Annotated in this window: 12 protein-coding genes; 4 read left to right on the top strand and 8 right to left on the bottom strand. The window is 45.5% G+C overall.

Features of this window, described 5'->3' with window-relative positions; all coding sequences use genetic code 11:
* Window positions 1-123: 123 nt before the first annotated feature.
* Window positions 124-1,521 (top strand): PhoH family protein, encoded by a 1,398-nt coding sequence (locus F5971_RS03625; RefSeq protein WP_193494094.1) that lies wholly within the window; start codon window positions 124-126, stop codon window positions 1,519-1,521.
* Between the two features lie 51 nt (window positions 1,522-1,572).
* Here the strand turns inward: F5971_RS03625 and F5971_RS03630 are convergent, their stop codons facing one another.
* On the bottom strand, window positions 1,573-3,753 hold the full coding sequence (locus tag F5971_RS03630) for a solute carrier 5/6 family protein (protein ID WP_193494096.1): 2,181 nt from the start codon (window positions 3,751-3,753) through the stop codon (window positions 1,573-1,575).
* A gap of 70 nt (window positions 3,754-3,823) precedes the next feature.
* A complete protein-coding gene (gene yidD / locus F5971_RS03635; protein WP_193494098.1) occupies window positions 3,824-4,123 on the bottom strand; it encodes a membrane protein insertion efficiency factor YidD in 300 nt (99 codons plus the stop codon).
* 131 nt (window positions 4,124-4,254) lie between these two features.
* Between yidD and F5971_RS03640 the strand changes: the two genes are divergently transcribed.
* Entirely contained in the window at window positions 4,255-4,830 is a 576-nt protein-coding gene (locus F5971_RS03640) for a TIGR04211 family SH3 domain-containing protein (protein ID WP_193494100.1), read from the top strand.
* Here F5971_RS03640 and F5971_RS03645 read toward each other — a convergent pair.
* On the bottom strand, window positions 4,827-7,373 hold the full coding sequence (locus F5971_RS03645; protein WP_193494102.1) for an EAL domain-containing protein: 2,547 nt from the start codon (window positions 7,371-7,373) through the stop codon (window positions 4,827-4,829). The two genes, F5971_RS03640 and F5971_RS03645, sit on opposite strands and share 4 nt — an antisense overlap.
* 319 nt (window positions 7,374-7,692) lie before the next feature.
* On the opposite strand from F5971_RS03645, the gene ptsP reads away from it, so the two are divergent.
* Together ptsP and F5971_RS03655 are read left to right on the top strand one after the other, a co-directional pair.
* Complete coding sequence (gene ptsP, locus F5971_RS03650) at window positions 7,693-9,951, top strand: phosphoenolpyruvate--protein phosphotransferase (protein ID WP_193494104.1); 2,259 nt, start codon at window positions 7,693-7,695, stop codon at window positions 9,949-9,951.
* Window positions 9,952-10,245: 294 nt separating this feature from the next.
* A complete protein-coding gene (locus F5971_RS03655; RefSeq protein WP_036513159.1) occupies window positions 10,246-11,046 on the top strand; it encodes a response regulator in 801 nt (266 codons plus the stop codon).
* A gap of 69 nt (window positions 11,047-11,115) precedes the next feature.
* Here the strand turns inward: F5971_RS03655 and F5971_RS03660 are convergent, their stop codons facing one another.
* The 5 genes from F5971_RS03660 to F5971_RS03680 form a co-directional block, all read right to left on the bottom strand.
* Window positions 11,116-12,909, bottom strand: a complete 1,794-nt coding sequence (locus F5971_RS03660; protein ID WP_193494106.1) for a methyl-accepting chemotaxis protein — start codon at window positions 12,907-12,909, stop codon at window positions 11,116-11,118.
* Window positions 12,910-13,110: 201 nt separating this feature from the next.
* Complete coding sequence (locus F5971_RS03665) at window positions 13,111-13,809, bottom strand: M48 family metallopeptidase (protein WP_051514579.1); 699 nt, start codon at window positions 13,807-13,809, stop codon at window positions 13,111-13,113.
* On the bottom strand, window positions 13,787-15,769 hold the full coding sequence (locus F5971_RS03670) for a transglutaminase TgpA family protein (protein WP_193494108.1): 1,983 nt from the start codon (window positions 15,767-15,769) through the stop codon (window positions 13,787-13,789). Before F5971_RS03670 ends, F5971_RS03665 begins: the two co-directional genes overlap by 23 nt.
* Window positions 15,750-16,661, bottom strand: a complete 912-nt coding sequence (locus F5971_RS03675; RefSeq protein WP_051514576.1) for a DUF58 domain-containing protein — start codon at window positions 16,659-16,661, stop codon at window positions 15,750-15,752. The genes F5971_RS03670 and F5971_RS03675 overlap by 20 nt, the downstream gene beginning before the upstream one ends.
* The gene (locus tag F5971_RS03680; protein WP_237748664.1) at window positions 16,642-17,577 is read right to left on the bottom strand and encodes an AAA family ATPase; all 936 of its coding nucleotides are present in this window, start codon (window positions 17,575-17,577) and stop codon (window positions 16,642-16,644) included. Before F5971_RS03680 ends, F5971_RS03675 begins: the two co-directional genes overlap by 20 nt.
* Between the last annotated feature and the right edge of the window lie 35 nt (window positions 17,578-17,612).

Below are 17,612 nucleotides of genomic sequence, written 5' to 3' on the forward strand. Positions count from 1 at the left end.
CCTCATTTTCCAGCTGATTAAAGCGTCTACAACCAAGAAAAATAATAAACGAAATAAGCGCTTGCAGAATTCAAATATTTCTATTAGGTTGAAATCAAACACTCCACATAAGGACACCTGCTCATGAGCGCAACCAAAGCCTCCAAGCTCTATATCCTTGACACCAACGTGTTACTACACGACCCAAAATGTCTTTACGAATTTAAAGAACAAGACGTCACGATTCCCATGACCGTGCTCGAAGAGCTCGACGATATCAAAGACCGTAAAAAGAATGTTGCCCAAGAAGCCCGCTATGCTATCCGCAGCATTGACTCAATTTTAAGTAAGGCCACCAATTCCGAACAAATCACCAAAGGCGTCAGAATTATCTTACCTGGCAAGGACCGCGATATAAAATTGGGATGCTTAAGTATTTTTCCAGACCACGAACTTACAGTTCGTACTGGCTTTCTTCCAATCGAGCATAACAAAGACAATAAGATCATCAACTGCGCTCTGCATTTGCAATCCACCTTTCCACACAGACAAGTCGTGCTTGTCACCAAAGATATCAATATGCGCTTAAAAGCGCTGGGGGCTGGACTCAAGAAGGTTGAAGACTATCGAACAGACCAACTGGTATCCGATGTTGAACTCTTGCCAGAAGGCCATCATTATCTAGACACGCCTTTTTGGGAGGGCGTGGATAAGGTTGAAAGCTATCAACGTGATGGCAAAGCCTACCATCGAGTTGCTCGCACATTATTACCCAACACCTTTTTAAATGAATACATCTATGATTCAACTCAAGATTTTGCGGCGCGTACTGTCGCAATAGATCCAGAAAGCGTCACTCTACTCGACTTAGGGTATCAGCACTTGATGAACCAAAGCGCTTGGGGCATTCATCCAATCAATATTCAACAAGCCTTTGCCATGCAGTCTCTGCTAGATCCTGACTTAGACTTTACCATCTTTTTGGGCTCAGCAGGCTCGGGTAAAACGCTGATTGCACTGGCCTGTGCGCTCGAAATGGTCATAGAGCAAGGACGCTATAATAAAATCATTGTGACGCGATCAACTCCCCCTGTTGCCGAAGATATCGGCTTCCTACCGGGTACGGAAGAAGAGAAAATGACGCCTTGGATGAGCGCAATTAGTGACAATTTAGAGGCGATGCATGAACAGGATGAACGTCCGCAAAGTAGCGTTAAATACGCGCTTGAAAAGGCCAATATCCAATTTAAATCGCTCAACTTTATTCGAGGCCGCAGCATACAAAATGCAGTGGTTCTAATCGATGAGTCGCAAAACCTAACCCCACAACAGCTGAAAACTATCATCACACGTTGCGGCAAAGGAACCAAAATGGTCTGTTTGGGCAACCTTGCACAAATCGACTCTAATTACTTAACCCCTTTGACTTCAGGTTTAACCTACATTGCCGAGCGCTTCAAAGACTTTGAAGGCTCAGCTAGCGTTCACTTCCAAGGTGTCTTCAGATCACGCCTAGCCGAGTTTGCTGAAGAGAACCTGTAACCCATCAACTCACTGCAGGTTGACTGACGTTCAACCTGCAGTCGCTTGACGTCACTCGCTGGTCGAGTCTTCTGCCAATCGTTTACGGAGCGTATCACTTTCAACCTTCAGTTTTTGCACTTCAACACGATAGTTGAAGATTTCCTCATAGCGTTGATCCAATTTTGCTTCCAAGGCTTCAATTTGTTTTTTTTGACGACTGACCTGTGCCTCTAAATCATCGATCTGACTCTGCATTTGGTCCAAAAACAAATAGCCGCCACCATCACTCTTGGTTTCATCTACTCGTGACTGTCCCTGCAACTCACTCACAATATGGCTATACAAGGCTTTTAAGTCAGCCGCTTCACGCTCGTTATACTGAATGCGTTCTTCAATTGCGGTATGCGCACTGGCGGCACCAATTGAACCAGCCAGTATGTGCTCCAGCATTCGGTGAAATTCCATCAACTCTATAATGGTAATATGCGATTTCGTTTCGACTTGTAAATCTTCAGTAATCCGCGAAATAGCCTCATCAGCCTTTTCCTTGCTCAAATAGCGCACAAGTAAATCATAGGCTTCGAGCAATTTAGGTTCCAAGGCTATGTACGCATCTAATCCCGTAGGCCTTGCCTTACCCGAAAGCTGACCTTTTGATAGCATGGCGGCCAAAAACTCACGTGTCAGTGACCTCTCATGCTTTTGTGGATGATAAAACCACGATCCAGCAATATAACAAAGAATATTAAAGAACATGGACCAAAAAACGCTGTGAATGAGGGGTGGAAGGAAATCAACTCCCAAGAAAGCTTCGGGCCGCAACCAAGTAATTCCAAAGGGACCTTCTTCTAGAAGGCTAAGCGGTAACCAGCCCTCATTAATCATTGACGGTATAATCAGTGTCCATCCCCATAGAATGTAACCGACAAATAGTCCGCAGAAGGCGCCAACACTATTGCCTTTGCGCCAAAACATTCCCAAAAATACGGCAGGCAACAATTGCAGAATACCGGCAAACGAAATGAGTCCCATGGCCGCTAAAAAGTATGAATTACTCAACACCATCGCCAAGGTATAACTGGATAGCAAAACAAGCGCGGCTGTAAACCAACGGACTTGCAGTAAATAGCCTTGTAGAGGCTCCAACCATTTAATTTTCTCACACAAGGGTAAAACCAAGTGATTCGAGGTCATGGTGGCCAACGTCATGGTACTAATGATAATCATACCGGTTGCCGCTGCGAAGCCTCCCATAAAGGCCACAAGGGCCATTAGATCATTCCCTAAAAATTGAGGGATCAAAATCATAAAAAAATCAGCAGAGCCAGCAGGTAACCCCATCACTGTTCCAGCCAACGCAATTGGAACCACAAAGAGATTAATGAGAATCAAGTAGGTTGGGAACATCCACATAGCCGTTTTAACATGCGACTGATGACTGCTTTCAACCACAGATACATGAAATTGACGTGGCAAAAGTTGAATCGCGGCAAAACCAAGCACTATTAAGGTAAGCCAAGTCAATCCGGGGGCATCTTGATGTTGAAAACTGAAAATCAAACGTTTATCTTGATTATCAAACGTCTCTAAAAAGCCACTGACGCCCCCAAAAACGGAGACCAGAATAAACGCTCCTACGAGCAAAAAGCTGATCAACTTTACCACACACTCAGCAACCAACATGCCAATCATGCCACTGTGCCGCTCCGTTGGGTCAAGATGGCGAATACCAAAAATGATGGTAAATGCGAGCATTACCAACGTAATCGTCAGACCCGTCATATCCCAGTTAGCGTTCGCTGGCGCACCTGTAATCATATTAAAACTATTAACAACGGCGGTGAGTTGCAAAGCAATGTAGGGGGAAATACTGGTAAGGACAATGACGGTAACCAGTCCTGCGATTCGTTGCGACCTGCGGTACCGGGTCGATATAAAATCCGCAATACTCGTAATGCGGAACACCTCTTTTGCCGCTACCATACGTTTTAGGGTAATCGGCCAAAATACAACACTCAGCAGTGCGCCTATATAGATTGCAAAAAACAACAAACCCGATTGCACGGCAAAACCAACACTGCCGTAAAACGTCCAAGATGTAAAAAACACCGCCATTGACATGGCATATACCCAAGCAGGCATCGCGGAGTTACTGCGATGACGCGTGCGGCGATCTACCCAAACAGCCAAGCCAAACAGCAACGCCATATAGACAAGAACAACGAGAATAACGCTGTGTGCAGAAAACATCAGTTTGTCCTGATTCAATAAAAGGGCTTGAGCTATTATCGGAAGCTTTTACGTAAAAATCAAAGCTGTCCTAACTTGATTCTTGATCTTGAGCCTTTTCAGACACCTTTGCTTGGCCTTCTTGGCATGCACAGGATCTAGGTGGTACAGGGTCATACCCACCCGGTTTTAAAGGATGGCAACGCAAAAGCCGCCTCAGTCCCAACCATCCGCCCTTTAAGGGCCCATGAATTTTTATAGCCTCAATCATGTAAGCAGAGCACGTCGGATAATAGCGACAGCTTGGCGGCAACAAAGGGCTAATGAAATACTGATAAAACTTAACAAGCCCTATCAAAAGCATAGATAAGACTTTCTTTATTGCCTGCATACATGGCCCCGAATAGCCCAACATAAAGAGTTATAGTATAACTTTTAAAGAGAAATTTCCTCTATGGGGTAGCCATAAGCCACTTAATCCGTACAATAGTTTGATTCTTAATTGTGTCAATTGGTTTTTATATGAAAAAGCAGTTTTTATTGTCTGTCATTTTAAGCCTGAGTTTTGCTGTACCGGCTTATGCTCAACAACGTGCCCACATCGCCGATGATGTTTATGTGTTTACGCATGGCGGTCCAGGTAATCAATATCGTATCAATGGACGGATGACGAGTGGTGAAGGGATTACAATACTCAATCGCAACAATAACTATGTCGAGGTTCGTAACCAAGCGGGACGCTCAGGTTGGGTTCCTGAGGAGTTTGTTGCTGCAGGTGAAAGCGTTCAAGCGCGCTTGCCGAAGTTAGAATCGGAGCTAACCGAGAGCCTAAACACAATCGAGCGCCAAGCCACGGAAATCGAGACTCTGAACAACCGTTTACAGCAACTCTCGAGTGGAAACCAAGACTATGCTCAACAAGTTGAACAGCTTGAAACACAGATTCGACGTCTAGATGCAGAAATTGCAAACATGGATCAAAGCAACTTGATTCGCTGGTTGACCCATGGAGGCTTAGTTGCCTTAGCTGGTATGATTTTAGGTCTGTTAGTACCCTACCTACCTAAACGTCGTAAGCGCCAAGATAACTGGTTTTAATTCGAGCCGTCGAGTTGACAATGGCTTATTAACGAAATATGTGCTTGACTGACGTCCTGCAACCACTTTTCGAACTGACCAGCAGGGATAGGCTGACAGAACAGATATCCCTGCGCTTGATCACAGCCCATTTCAAGCAGCAGCTTTAACTGCTCACAGGTTTCAACACCTTCAGCAATCACCTCAATATCAAGTGCATGCGCCATATCAATAATGGCTTGAACCAACTTACGATCCCGCACCGACTCAACAATATTTTTAATAAAACTCAGATCCACCTTTAACTGACTTAATGGCATGGTTCGAACATAGTTAAGACTTGAATAGCCTGTACCAAAATCATCAATCGCAACGTTAATCCCAATCAAGCTTAACTGTTTGATCGCAGACAAGGTTTTTTCGGCATTATGCATAAAGCTTGTTTCAGTCAGCTCTATACTTAAATGGTCAGGGGACAGTCTATACTGTTCCAACAATCCCACTACCTTCGCGGCCACTTCACCTCGCTGAAACTGTCGAGCCGAAACGTTCACGGCAATGCTTAAATTTAACTGCTGATCCTGCCATGCCTTAGACTGTTTAACAGACGATTCGAGCACCCATGAGCCGATACTATCGATCAAGCCAATGTCTTCTGCCAAGGGTATAAAGTCCGCAGGTGACACCTGCCCTAGCTCTGGATTAAACCAGCGAATGAGGGACTCAACCCCTTTAACATTTCCAGTTTTAAGGCACACCTTAGGTTGGTAATACAGAGTTAGTTCATTATTTTCTAGAGCATTTTGCAACAAGCCTGCCAGCTTAAGTCGCGAGATGCACGATTGATTCAGAGTCAACGAATAGTAATGAACCGTATTTCGCCCTTGCTCTTTGGCTTGCAGCAAGGCTGAATCCGCACGACTCATTAAGCTTTCCGCATCCGATGCATCATCAGGATAAACAACGACTCCCATACTGCACGTAATACGAATCTCTGTCGAATTAATAACCACAGGTGCCGAAATAATTTTTTGGAGTTTTTGTAAATAAACAGCTAACTCATCTGTATCCTGAATACTGGAAATAATCAGACTGAACTCATCGCCGCCCGGACGCGCAACCGTGTCTTCATCGGCCAATTGCTGATTAATTCTATTGGCTATCTCACGCAATACCTGATCGCCCTGCACCTGACCAAAGCGATCGTTAACCACCTTGAACCAATCCAAATCAAGATTGACCAGAGTGATTCGCGTCCCTGTCTCATTAGAATAATTAAGCGCATTATCCAAACGATCTCGTAGAAGCCGCCTGTTCGGTAAGAGTGTGACCTCATCAAAATAAACCATTTTATTGATGCGAGCTTCTGAGCGTTTGACTTCCGTCAAGTCATGAAAGATCGCCGCATACTGTATGATTTCGCCATTATCACTCTCTATCGCCGTAATGCTCAGCCACTCTGGGTAAACATCTCCGCTTTTATTACGATTCCAAATTTCACCCTGCCAATGACCAACCTCTTTTATCTCCCGCCACATATGCTCATAAAAACGCTTATCATGACGACCCGAGCTTAATACGCTCGGATTACAGCCAATCACCTCCCACTCATCATACCCTGTGATCTGAGTAAATGCAGGATTGACGCTCTGAATTTTCCCTTGGGCATCGCAAATTAAAATCCCCTCAAGAGAAGAGTTGATCACTTTTTCAATGATGCGCAGATAGTGACGCGTTTGATTCAACGAATGACTGCGATCATTAAGAAGCTCTCGCAAGCGATAAATGTAATCGACCTCTACGTTGCGCAAAATATCGGAATATGAGGCCAACCCCACAAGCTGCCCGTGCTCATCCGTAACACCTAAATGCCTAAAGCCCAGATTTCTAAAATGACGGCGTGCATTATAAAGACTCAAAGAGCCAGGAACGGACTGTAAAGGATTCAAAGCAATTGAAGACAGGGACTGACTTAAATCAAACGTCTCTTCTGATAAAAGAGAAATGACGTCAGTTTCCGTTAAAATTGCAAAGCCACCATTCAAGTCAATCAATGCTGCTGTATGACCTGCCGTTCTGATCCGTTCTATTGCCAATTTAATCGAACAATCACTCGGTATGCGCAGCGGATCTAAATTACAGACCTCATACAAAGACCTTAAGAATAAATCATGCTCAAGACCATGACTGTTAACAATATCACTTTCACTGACCACCCCAACCAACTGATGCTCAGCATCGACGACAGCAACATGACGAATACGGTGACTCATCATTAAAATACCCAACTCATCTACACTGGCATCAACATCAACAGTTGTAACAGGATGCGTCATAACTTTATCCACTGTCGACTCGACATCGTAACCCTCTGTCCCAAAACGCATCGCATCCCGTCGTGTTAACACTCCCACAGGTCTTCTATGCTCACAAACGAGGACACACCCTATTTTGTAGAGTGACATCAAGCGAATAGCATGATGGATCGTATCCCGTGGATGACACCAAATAGGACGCCGCTTGCAAATAGCAGCAACATTAATAGAGGCGGTACGGGTTAACATGGGGCTAGTCACGATGATTGGTGTTTTGTGTGTAGTTGAGTCATATATCAAGAATAGCACATAATTTTAAACAAAGTAGTAGATAATCGTATAGTAGGATAGGAGTCCGACTCCCGTACATTAGAGGAAAATCATAAATTTGCATTTTGATTTCAAACAAAACTCGATGATTACCCATTAAACATTTGGCACTTTTCGCGATCATTTCAACCCAGTTTGTTCTAATTCCGACATTTTTTTTAGTGAGTCCATCACCCAGATCTGGAAATAAGGCATAATGTCTGCAGAAAGTGAAACCTCATGACAGATGGATATCAGCATGCATTCCCCACTCGCCAGCCTCATTACACTTGTTGAAACCATTGCCAGGACTCAAGACCCTGAAGCCATGATGGACACGATCGTTGAGCGCTTATGCGACCTAATGCATGCAGAAGTTTGCAGTTTGTATCTATGCAATCCTGAACAAGACACGTTGATCTTAGCAGCGACTCGAGGCTTATCCCGGGAAGCCGTCGGCAAAGTCAGCTTAAATCTTAACGAGGGATTAGTCGGCCACATTGCCGCCAGCTTGAGTACGCTAAACATCGCTGACGCACCCTCAGATGATCGATTTGTTTATATTCCGGAAACACATGAACAATCCTATCATCGCTTCATGGGCGTGCCTTTAATTCACCTCCGAAAATTAGTCGGGGTTCTCGTTGTACAAGGAACACTCAACCAACAATTCAATGACGATGAAGAAGCGTTTTTGATTACAGTGGCCTCACAATTGGCGGGGACTCTGCATCATTTACAACGCAGCGGCAGTTGGATGTCTCAACCCACGCTATCCAGCTATGAGCGTTACAAAGGCGTTAAAGGGTCTAGTGGTATTGGCACTGGACGTCTCTGGGTGATTGACCCGCACATGACCCTTGATCAAGTTGAAGCAGGGATTAACAGTGATGCGATTGCAGAAACAGCCGACTTCCACCAAGCCATTGAGTGGGTCGCCGAAGAATTAGAAGCCGGATCCGGTCGCCTAGGCAATCATTTACCGGGCGATTTGCATGCGCTGTTTGGCGTTTACCAAATGATGCTCAACAGCCCAGAGCTAAAACAGGGTGTAGAAGAAAAAATCAAACAAGGCGATAGTGCTCCTTGGGCGCTGTGCCAAGTCATTCGAGAGATGGCGCATTTGTTCGAACAATCAAATGACCCCTACTTGAAAGCCCGCAGTGAAGATATTACCAATATTGGACAACGCATTCTGAATCAACTGCTGCAACATGATCGCCAAGTTACCGAAGCACCGGATGAAGCCCTAATATTGTGTGGAGAGCTCATCAGCATAACAGACTTGGCTGAATTTCCGCTCAAGCGTATTCATGGCATTGTATGTACAGCAGGCTCCTCTTTGTCGCACACCGCGATTGTGGCCAATGCACTTGGCATTCCGGCTGTGATGGCGGTTGAAGATCTAAAACCCGCTAAATTCCGTGGTAAACGAGTCATTGTCGACGGCAACCGAGGGGAATGCATTGTCACTCCACCGGATGCGCTGCTGAATGAATACAAACGAATGATTGCCGAAGAGCAGCGTTTTATCGCAGGACTCGACAAACTCAAATCCTTACCTGCAGAAACCCTTGACGGATTTCGGGTTGAACTTCTAACAAATACAGGTTTGTTAGCCGATGCAACCCCTGGCTTGGAACGAGGTGCCGAAGGCGTCGGACTTTATCGCTCCGAAATTCCGTTTATGATCCATGATAGCTTTCCAACCGAAGAGGAACAGCTGCGCATCTATCAAAAGGTATTGGCCGCCTACGCCCCAAAACCCGTCTCTATGCGTTCTTTAGACATAGGGGGTGATAAGCAACTGCCCTACTTCGAAATGTCAGAAGAGAATCCTTATCTTGGCTGGAGAGGGATACGCTTTACCCTAGATAATACCCAACTGCTCATCACTCAAATTCGTGCCATGCTTCGAGCAAATATCGCCAATGGCAATCTTAAGCTGTTAGTACCTATGGTCAGCCGTGTTGATGAAATGATGACATTCAGGCAGCATGTTGAGAAAGCCGTCGATGATTTAAATAAGCTAGGATACCCAGCCCAGCTCCCCAGCATTGGCATGATGGTTGAGGTCCCCTCGGCAATGCTCTTGATTCCCAAACTAGCGCCTTATATTGACTTTGTATCAGTGGGTTCAAACGATCTAACACAGTACTTATTAGCCGTTGATCGAAACAACCCGCGTGTATCGGCTCTGTTTGACCATTTACATCCAGCTGTCATGCTGGCTCTAGAATATATCCAAAAGGAGTGTGAGAATCTCAATTTACCGCTCTCAGTGTGCGGCGAAATGGCATCAGACCCCGTTGCAGTTTTAGTTATGATAGCCCTTGGATATCAATCCATTAGCCTAAGTGCCTTTAACATTCCAAGAATAAAGCTATTAATACGTTCAGTCAGTCGCGCAGAACTCCTGCCCATTCTAGAAAAAGCAAGAGGACTCTCACACGAATCGGATATCCGCGCACTGTTCAGTGGTATTGCGGAGCGCGCTTTAGCAAAAACACCCGACTAACACAGCTGCTACACGCATGTTCAGCACGGATACGATTGCTTCGAGCTAAAACAATTCAGAGAAAAAGAAAAAGGTCGCCTGAGCGACCCTAAGAAAAGTTGAAATGATGAAGAGACCCGATGCAATCCTGTTCGGAACACAAGTAAAGCGCTTTTCGTCTTAACGTTAGCTGAACAAACCTGAACAAACCTGAATAAAGTGAATTTAAACTGAATCAGCACAAACTGATGTTTGCAATATCGCTAATGTCAGGTATAAATACTATTATCGTTGTATCCGTTAAGTGAGAGAAGTATGGAACTGAGCGAACTGCTGTTGATGGTGATTGAGCCTTCCCGAATGCAGCGCAATATTATTGTCGGCCACCTTCGAAAAATGGGGATCGTCGCTATTGAAGAGTTCACTGAAGCAGCACCTGCGCTTGAGCGAATGCAAGGCATTACTCCTGATATCGTAATTTCTGCCATGCATTTACCCGATATGACAGGCTCTGAACTTGTCGGACAAATGCGCACCAAGCCTGAACTATGCGATGTCACTTTCTTTTTGATCTCATCAGAAACCCTTTATCGCTATTTAGAGCCGATACGTCAAGCAGGCGCAACGGTTATTTTACCGAAACCTTACGATCCAGAACGTCTGAATGAAGCCTTAAGCAGTGCTGTGAATTATGTGGCAGCACGTCAGAATGACTTTGAAGGCACCAACGAAGAGTTTGATGATTTATGGATCATGGTGGTTGATGACAGCTCCACCTCTCGCAAATATTTGCACCGCGTACTCACGTCTCTTGGCATTCACAATATTCGTGAGGCTAAAGATGGTGCTGAAGCCCTGCAAATCTTAAAAAGTCAGCGATTTGATCTCATCATCACAGACTACAACATGCCGAACATCGACGGGCTTGAGTTAGTGGAGCATATTCGCCACTATTCCGACCAACCCTCTATACCGATTGTTGTTGTCACTTCGGAACAAAACGACGAGCCACTCCATGCTCTAAAAACAGCAGGTGTATCCGCTATCTGCGAAAAACCTTTATCTTACGTTGCGCTTCGCAAACTTATTCGCCATCTGATCAACGAGATCGAGTAATCGATCCAATCAAATTGTAGGTTCCCTGTCGCTTTTAATCGATTATCAAAAGCCACAGGGTTCAGCCCACTATTCAGCCAATAGACATTTAGGATCAAAGCCCATAATCAATGCGCCCCAATGTTTTCCATCCACATATAAAGGGATAGAAAGATCATTTAAGACCTCACCCGTGTCTCGAATAAAGGTTTGCAGCAAAAAAGGATTTGTATGGGAGCAACGTCTCTTTTCAGCTCGATTGCCGACAAACATGCGTCGATGTCGACTTTGCAACAAATCAACACTAACATCCCCAGTCAAAGCCTGGCTCACTTTGGTATGATGTGCAGGGGCATAGCCATTTTTATCAACGGCGATTGCATAAATAAACTCAGGACGGGCACGAATAAAGCCATCAAACATAGGCTGCATGCATCGCTCATACGCATCAACATAGGAAGTATCATACTTCTCTGGGCTTTGACCTGGGTTGGTCCGGCGATAATGTGTATCGAAAACATTAGCGCCTTGAGCCTGTAATTTAATCAATTCATTCGAGACTTCTTGTGCCCATCCCATTCCCGTTCGGGTCATATCCTCAAAGCCACCCATACCGATTGCAAAGTGAGATAGCAACTCCTGAGTCTTTTCAGTTGCCAACTCAAGGTCGGCTGAATGGATCAAGGAATGCTCCATGCCTTTTTTCATCGACTGAGCAAGATCCGTAATTAATGCCACATTCTGATGTGATTCACGATTGGTGTAGGATAGCTCATCAATCGCACTCGATATGCCCGTTAATTGCGCATTAATCTCTTCAAAGTCAGCAACCAGCTTGTGAAATTGGAGGCTTGTTGTATCGATGAAGACTTCTGTATTCTGAACATACTCCAAAATAGTGCCCGCACTGCTGCGCGTACTATCAACCAACTGGCTCATTTCTGAAATGTTACTATCAATTTGCCCTGTGGCTTCACTCACCTTCTGCGATAGGTTGCGCACCTCATCAGCCACCACAGAGAACCCACGTCCGGCATCACCAGCACGAGCGGCTTCAATGGAGGCGTTTAAGGCCAGTAAATTGGTTTGGTCAGAAAAATCCTGCACCATTGATAATATTCGCGTTATGTCGGCAGAGTTTAAACTGAGCTTATGCACGGTTTCCTGAAACCGCGTAGCCAAATCCCGAATCATCCTGATTTGATCAAGAACCTTACCTAGCTCAGCATTTGATGCACGAATTTCGGCCATGTTGCTACTGGTCTGATCACTAATCACAACGGCACTTTTGGATATTTCATCAATCGCCTGAGAGGATTGTGAACTAGACTGAAAAACCTGCTGCGCATTTTGCTCTTGCGTAAATGCAGACTTGCTTGACTCTAAGATCACTTTTTGCACATGCGTTGCGCTCAACGCGACATTCACTGAATGACGACGTGTTTGAGCAATCATATGACGTAAACGATCCGTAAACTCATTATAACTGTGTGCCATTTCCGAAATTTCATCATAGGTGTACGCAGGCAAAGTGGCCGAAATATCACCATCTTTGTCTTTTATCGCTTTTAAAACACGCGTCATTTCACGAATAGGCTTCAAAAACAGATGGCGCATGAAGAAAATCGTAAAGACTCCCGCACAGATCGCAAAAAAAGCCGTTGCTCCCGCTGTTACAACAAGATCATTCAACCCCTCTAGCAAACTTCCCTTTTGAGCCTCGCTTAAGCCCGAAGCCTGAATTTTTGCAGACAACCCTGAGGCTAAATACCCACCAACCAACAGCAGAAAAAGGTGTGGTAACAATAAAAAAACGACATTACCTGTTATTTTTTTGGATAGAGAATTAAAAAAAGTTCTTTCAATCGTTTTATATAAACTCATGCACCCTATCTCTTTTTATTAGAATAAATTAATAAAGTCTGTGTTAAATCAACACTTCGTGTTTAAAGCAAATTAGAGAGAACAATCTCATGGTACTTCTTCAGTAAACATTAGACCATCTATAACTTTATTGCATATTCTTTTGAATTTCTCTGCTACTTTAGATCAGAACAATTCAAAAACCTACGCTTTAAACGCTCTTTACCATTGTAACCATGAAGACTTATCTCGTAATTCTGCACTCAACTCACGATGGTTAGGGCAAAAACGAGCAACCCAAGACCAGAATCTAACACTGTGGTTCATTTCCTGTAAATGACATAGCTCATGAATCATGACATAACGCTGAACATCGGGTCGTGCGTGTATGAGACGCCAGTTTAATGTAATGATCTTATCGGATGAACATTGCCCCCAACGGCGGCGATAACTCTTCACCTCGAGCTTTTTGGGTTTTAAGCCCGTCTGCGCGGACAACTGCATTAAGGCAAGCTGGAACTGATGGGCAGCTTTTTGTTTAAGCTCAGCTTGTAACATCCGACGAACACGGGCTTGAGGATTATGATAGAGATGATGCGGCAAAAAAACTTCGATCTCTTTCGGATGCCAAATAAGACTGCTGCTCTCTGAAAAGCGCCAATAGAGTTCATAGGGGTCACCGTTGATTGGAATGCTGGCTCCCTGACTCATTTCAATACGGTGAGCATCTATCGAAGATTGCTGCTTTGTCAGATGAGCGAGGACCCAAGCTTCCCTTTCCTTTAACCAAGGCTGCAAATGGGCAATTGAAACCTGCATAGGTGTTCGTACAAGAACCCGCCCTTGTGCAATTTCGATGGCTGAGGTTCGACGCCGTGGACTTGGACGATGCTCAAATTCAAACGCTAAGGTGTTTTGCACGTCGGTAGCATTCCTTTATGGCTTTATTAAAGGCCTGATAGTGAACGGGTGATGTATCCTCAGCATAGCGAATTAAGTCGTCAACATCAGCCAGGTTCTGCAAACTAACGGCCAATTCTGGATAGGCAGGTAAAAGTCGTAACGCAAATTGACGTATGGTTTCTTCCGGATTCCGCTCCACCCCCTTACGACTCAAATAACGCAGTAATCGCTGTAAAGAACGCAGATATGGATCATCCGAACGTATTGGACGCGCACGAAGAAGTATCCAACTTAGCACACTCATGACAAAGACAAAGGGCACAAGCAACGCCAAGGCTATTTTTTGATAGCTCAACTCACCCAACCACTGGCTGAGAAAATTCGACTGTTGCTGGTGATAATTCAAGACCCAGCGTTGCCAACTAAAGTTAAGCGCGTCATATTGTAACTGTAATTGCCGCAACCAACGACCACTCACCCAGGTATTTAAGGGGCGATCGGCTAGAAAACCTGCTTGACCCGAGAACACCTCATCCGCACTTTGCAAAATCCGCTCGGGTGCCACCGCTTCTGTTGGATCAAGTCTGACCCAGCCCTGCCCCTCTAACCATACCTCAATCCAAGCATGGGCATCATACTGCCTAACAATTAAATAATTTTGCAAGGGATTCCATTCTCCTCCGTGATAACCTGTCACGACACGAGCCGGAATACCAACATGACGCAGTAAAAAAGCGGTTGCTCCGGCAAAATGCTCGCAAAAGCCTTGCCGTGTACTTAATAAGAAATCATCAATCGCTTGCGCACCCACAGCGGCTGGCTCAAGGGTATAGATAAAGTCACGATTAAACTCCATCAGCACTCGCTGGATAAACGCTTCGGGTTGGTAGTCAACATCTTGCCACCACTGATAAGCTAAGGCTTGAGCTCTCGGATTCGAATCCTTGGGAAGGCTTAAATAACGCGCACGGTCCGCATCGGACAACTCAGGCTGTAAATGATAGGCGCGTGCCGACATCAATCGATACTGTCTGCGTTGATGAATATCAGACGCTGCCACGAGGGTTCGCGCACGTGTCATACGCACATCATCACTAGTGACAGGCACGTCTAAAGCAAACATCCAAGGACGACCACTTGGCTCCTGTATCACGGTGTAGTGCACAAATTGCGCTCTTTGTAGCAGGACTTCAGGTGACCGCTCATAGGATGCAGATTGACGCCAAGCTCGCCCATCAAAGTCCCCCAACACTAATGCCCGCCAATAGCGCTGGGAAGAAGGTGGCGGCATCCCTTGATCGAAAATAACTCGAAATGCAAGCTCACCAGAACGTGTCAGACGACTCACATCGCCTGGGGACATCGTATCGGTCAGCCCTGTTTTTGCGACGGGTGTATCCGTTTGCACAGACCAAAGCGGCCCTATTCGAGGAAATACAACAAATAACACCAACATAAGGGGCAACGCAGGAATCAGCATAAAACTGGCAACCTTAAGTGGCTTTAACAATGTAACATCAGCCCCCATCCACACACTGTTAAGTGCCGCAATTAAAAACGCCGTACTCAGCAACAAATATGGCGCCATATACAAACTTTGTTCTAAAAGAAAACCGCTGCCTGTCAGAAACAAGCCCACGTAAATCAAAACCAACGCATCACGCCGGCGATACACCTCAAACAACTTAAGCGCCATTCCGGCAATTAAAAGGGCAACCATTGCCTCTAAGCTTGCCGACACACCAAAACTAAATCCTAGCCCGGCAGCGGCAATGAGGACTAGACCTAAACGAACCGACCAATGAGGGAATCCTATGCGCCCAGTGTGGATTAACCAACGCGCGCTCAAACCAAACGCACTCAGCAACATCAACCAGATCGGAATCCAAGAAAGATGTGGTAGCAAAAGCCAACTAAAGGCTAGCATTTGCCACACAACGGCACTACGGCTTAATTTTTCAGGCAGTATTTTTTGCATTACTGGACTCCTTGCCGAATAAAGCCAGTGTGGTCAAAACAGCACGCAAATGCTCAGGTCCCATTGCCGGTGCCAAGGTTTGTCCGGGCAAACGTAGCCCAAATGCACGTTGTTGAGACGTTAAATATCGAGCGTGGTAACACAAGCTTGATAGCTTAGCCTCAACACCCGGCTCTATACACGCCTGCCAATCAAGCCAGAGTTCTGCATCTTGTTCAGCCACATACCGCTTAACATGCAACCCCTGCCCACGTGCAAAGACTTTCCATGCAATATGCTGCTGTGACATCCCAGCTTGATAATCAGTCAATCCCTGAAAATCATCACTGCCATCTTGATTCGATGTGCGACCACGCCCTTGATACCCTTGCTCCATCCCAGTGGATATGGAGTAATTTACCGGCTGCGGATAAACCAAACACTTCCCATTTAAAGCATGAAATGTCCAGACTTTGAACAAACCCAAAGGTACTCGAGACTCAATTTTCAAAAGCCCCGGTGTCAACCAACCTCGCTCAAGCGCATGAAATGGAACCGCTATTTTATCTCGACAACGCGCATGTATATCGAAGGTAATAGACGGTTGATTTGGCAAAGACGCCGTCAGTTGGTAGTGGTCTCGTCCACGCTGACTGCTTACCCAAAGATTAAATAACGCCATATCTTGGGCATAACAGGCCTCAGCAGCCGCAAACTCAGTTTTAACCCCTGCAAGATTACTGTGCGTCATGTGCATCGCTACAATAAAAACTCCGGTTAACAAAAAGGTTAACGCATAGGCTAAGTTATTCTCAAAGTTTACCGACAACAACAATAACAAGAGCAAGACAAAGCAATAGCCCATGCCGGCTCGCGTCGGCAAGATATAGAGTTTATTGGGACGAAAGAACATCGACCTGCCTCAAGAGTTGCTCGACCAAAAATTCGGCAGACTGCCCTGAGACATCATCAGATCGACGAACCCTGTGACCAATCACGGCAGGTAAGACGGCCTGAATATCTTCAGGCACAACATGATGACGCTTATGCAACCAAGCCCAGCTTTTAGCACATCTAAGCACGGCCAACGCCCCCCTTGGCGATACACCCTGCGAGAAGTCATCGCTGTCTCTCGTAAACTGCACCAAACGCTGGAGATAATGAATCAGATCAACAGAAACATGCACCCCTTGGCTATCAGACCGGGCTTGCAATAACTCGTCTGGCGTTAGCACACTCATGATATTCCCGCCCTGACGCTCCCCTCCTCTCATCAACAACTGCCGCTCTGAAGCCGGGTCAGGATATCCCAGCGCAATCCGCATCAAAAACCTGTCCAATTGAGATTCAGGCAAAGGGAAGGTTCCAAATTGTGTCAAAGGATTCTGAGTGGCGATCACAAAAAAAGGCTCAGGCAAGGCGTGCGTCGTGCCCTCCAAGGTTACCTGCCCCTCCTCCATTGCCTCTAACAACGCACTTTGCGTTTTAGGGGTTGTACGATTAATTTCATCCGCCAACAGCAATTGACAAAATATGGGGCCAGGATGGAATACAAACCGACCTGTCGAAGATTCAAAAATTGAGATACCCAACAGATCAGCAGGAAGCATATCACTGGTAAATTGAACTCGCGTATCTTGCAAACCAAAAACACGCGCCAATGCATGAGCCAAAGTCGTTTTGCCCATCCCTGGCAAATCCTCAATCAGCAAATGACCTCCCGCCAAAAGACACGTCACCGCTAAACGAATCTGATGCGACTTTCCTAACAACACCTCATCTAAACACGAAACACAGGTTAATACTTTATCCGTTAGCATCGCTGCCATTATCTTCTCCTTTATGTATAGCCGTTAACACTTCC

The organism is Nitrincola alkalisediminis, assembly GCF_009821115.1.
GTDB classification, from domain to species: Bacteria; Pseudomonadota; Gammaproteobacteria; order Pseudomonadales; family Balneatricaceae; genus Nitrincola; species Nitrincola alkalisediminis.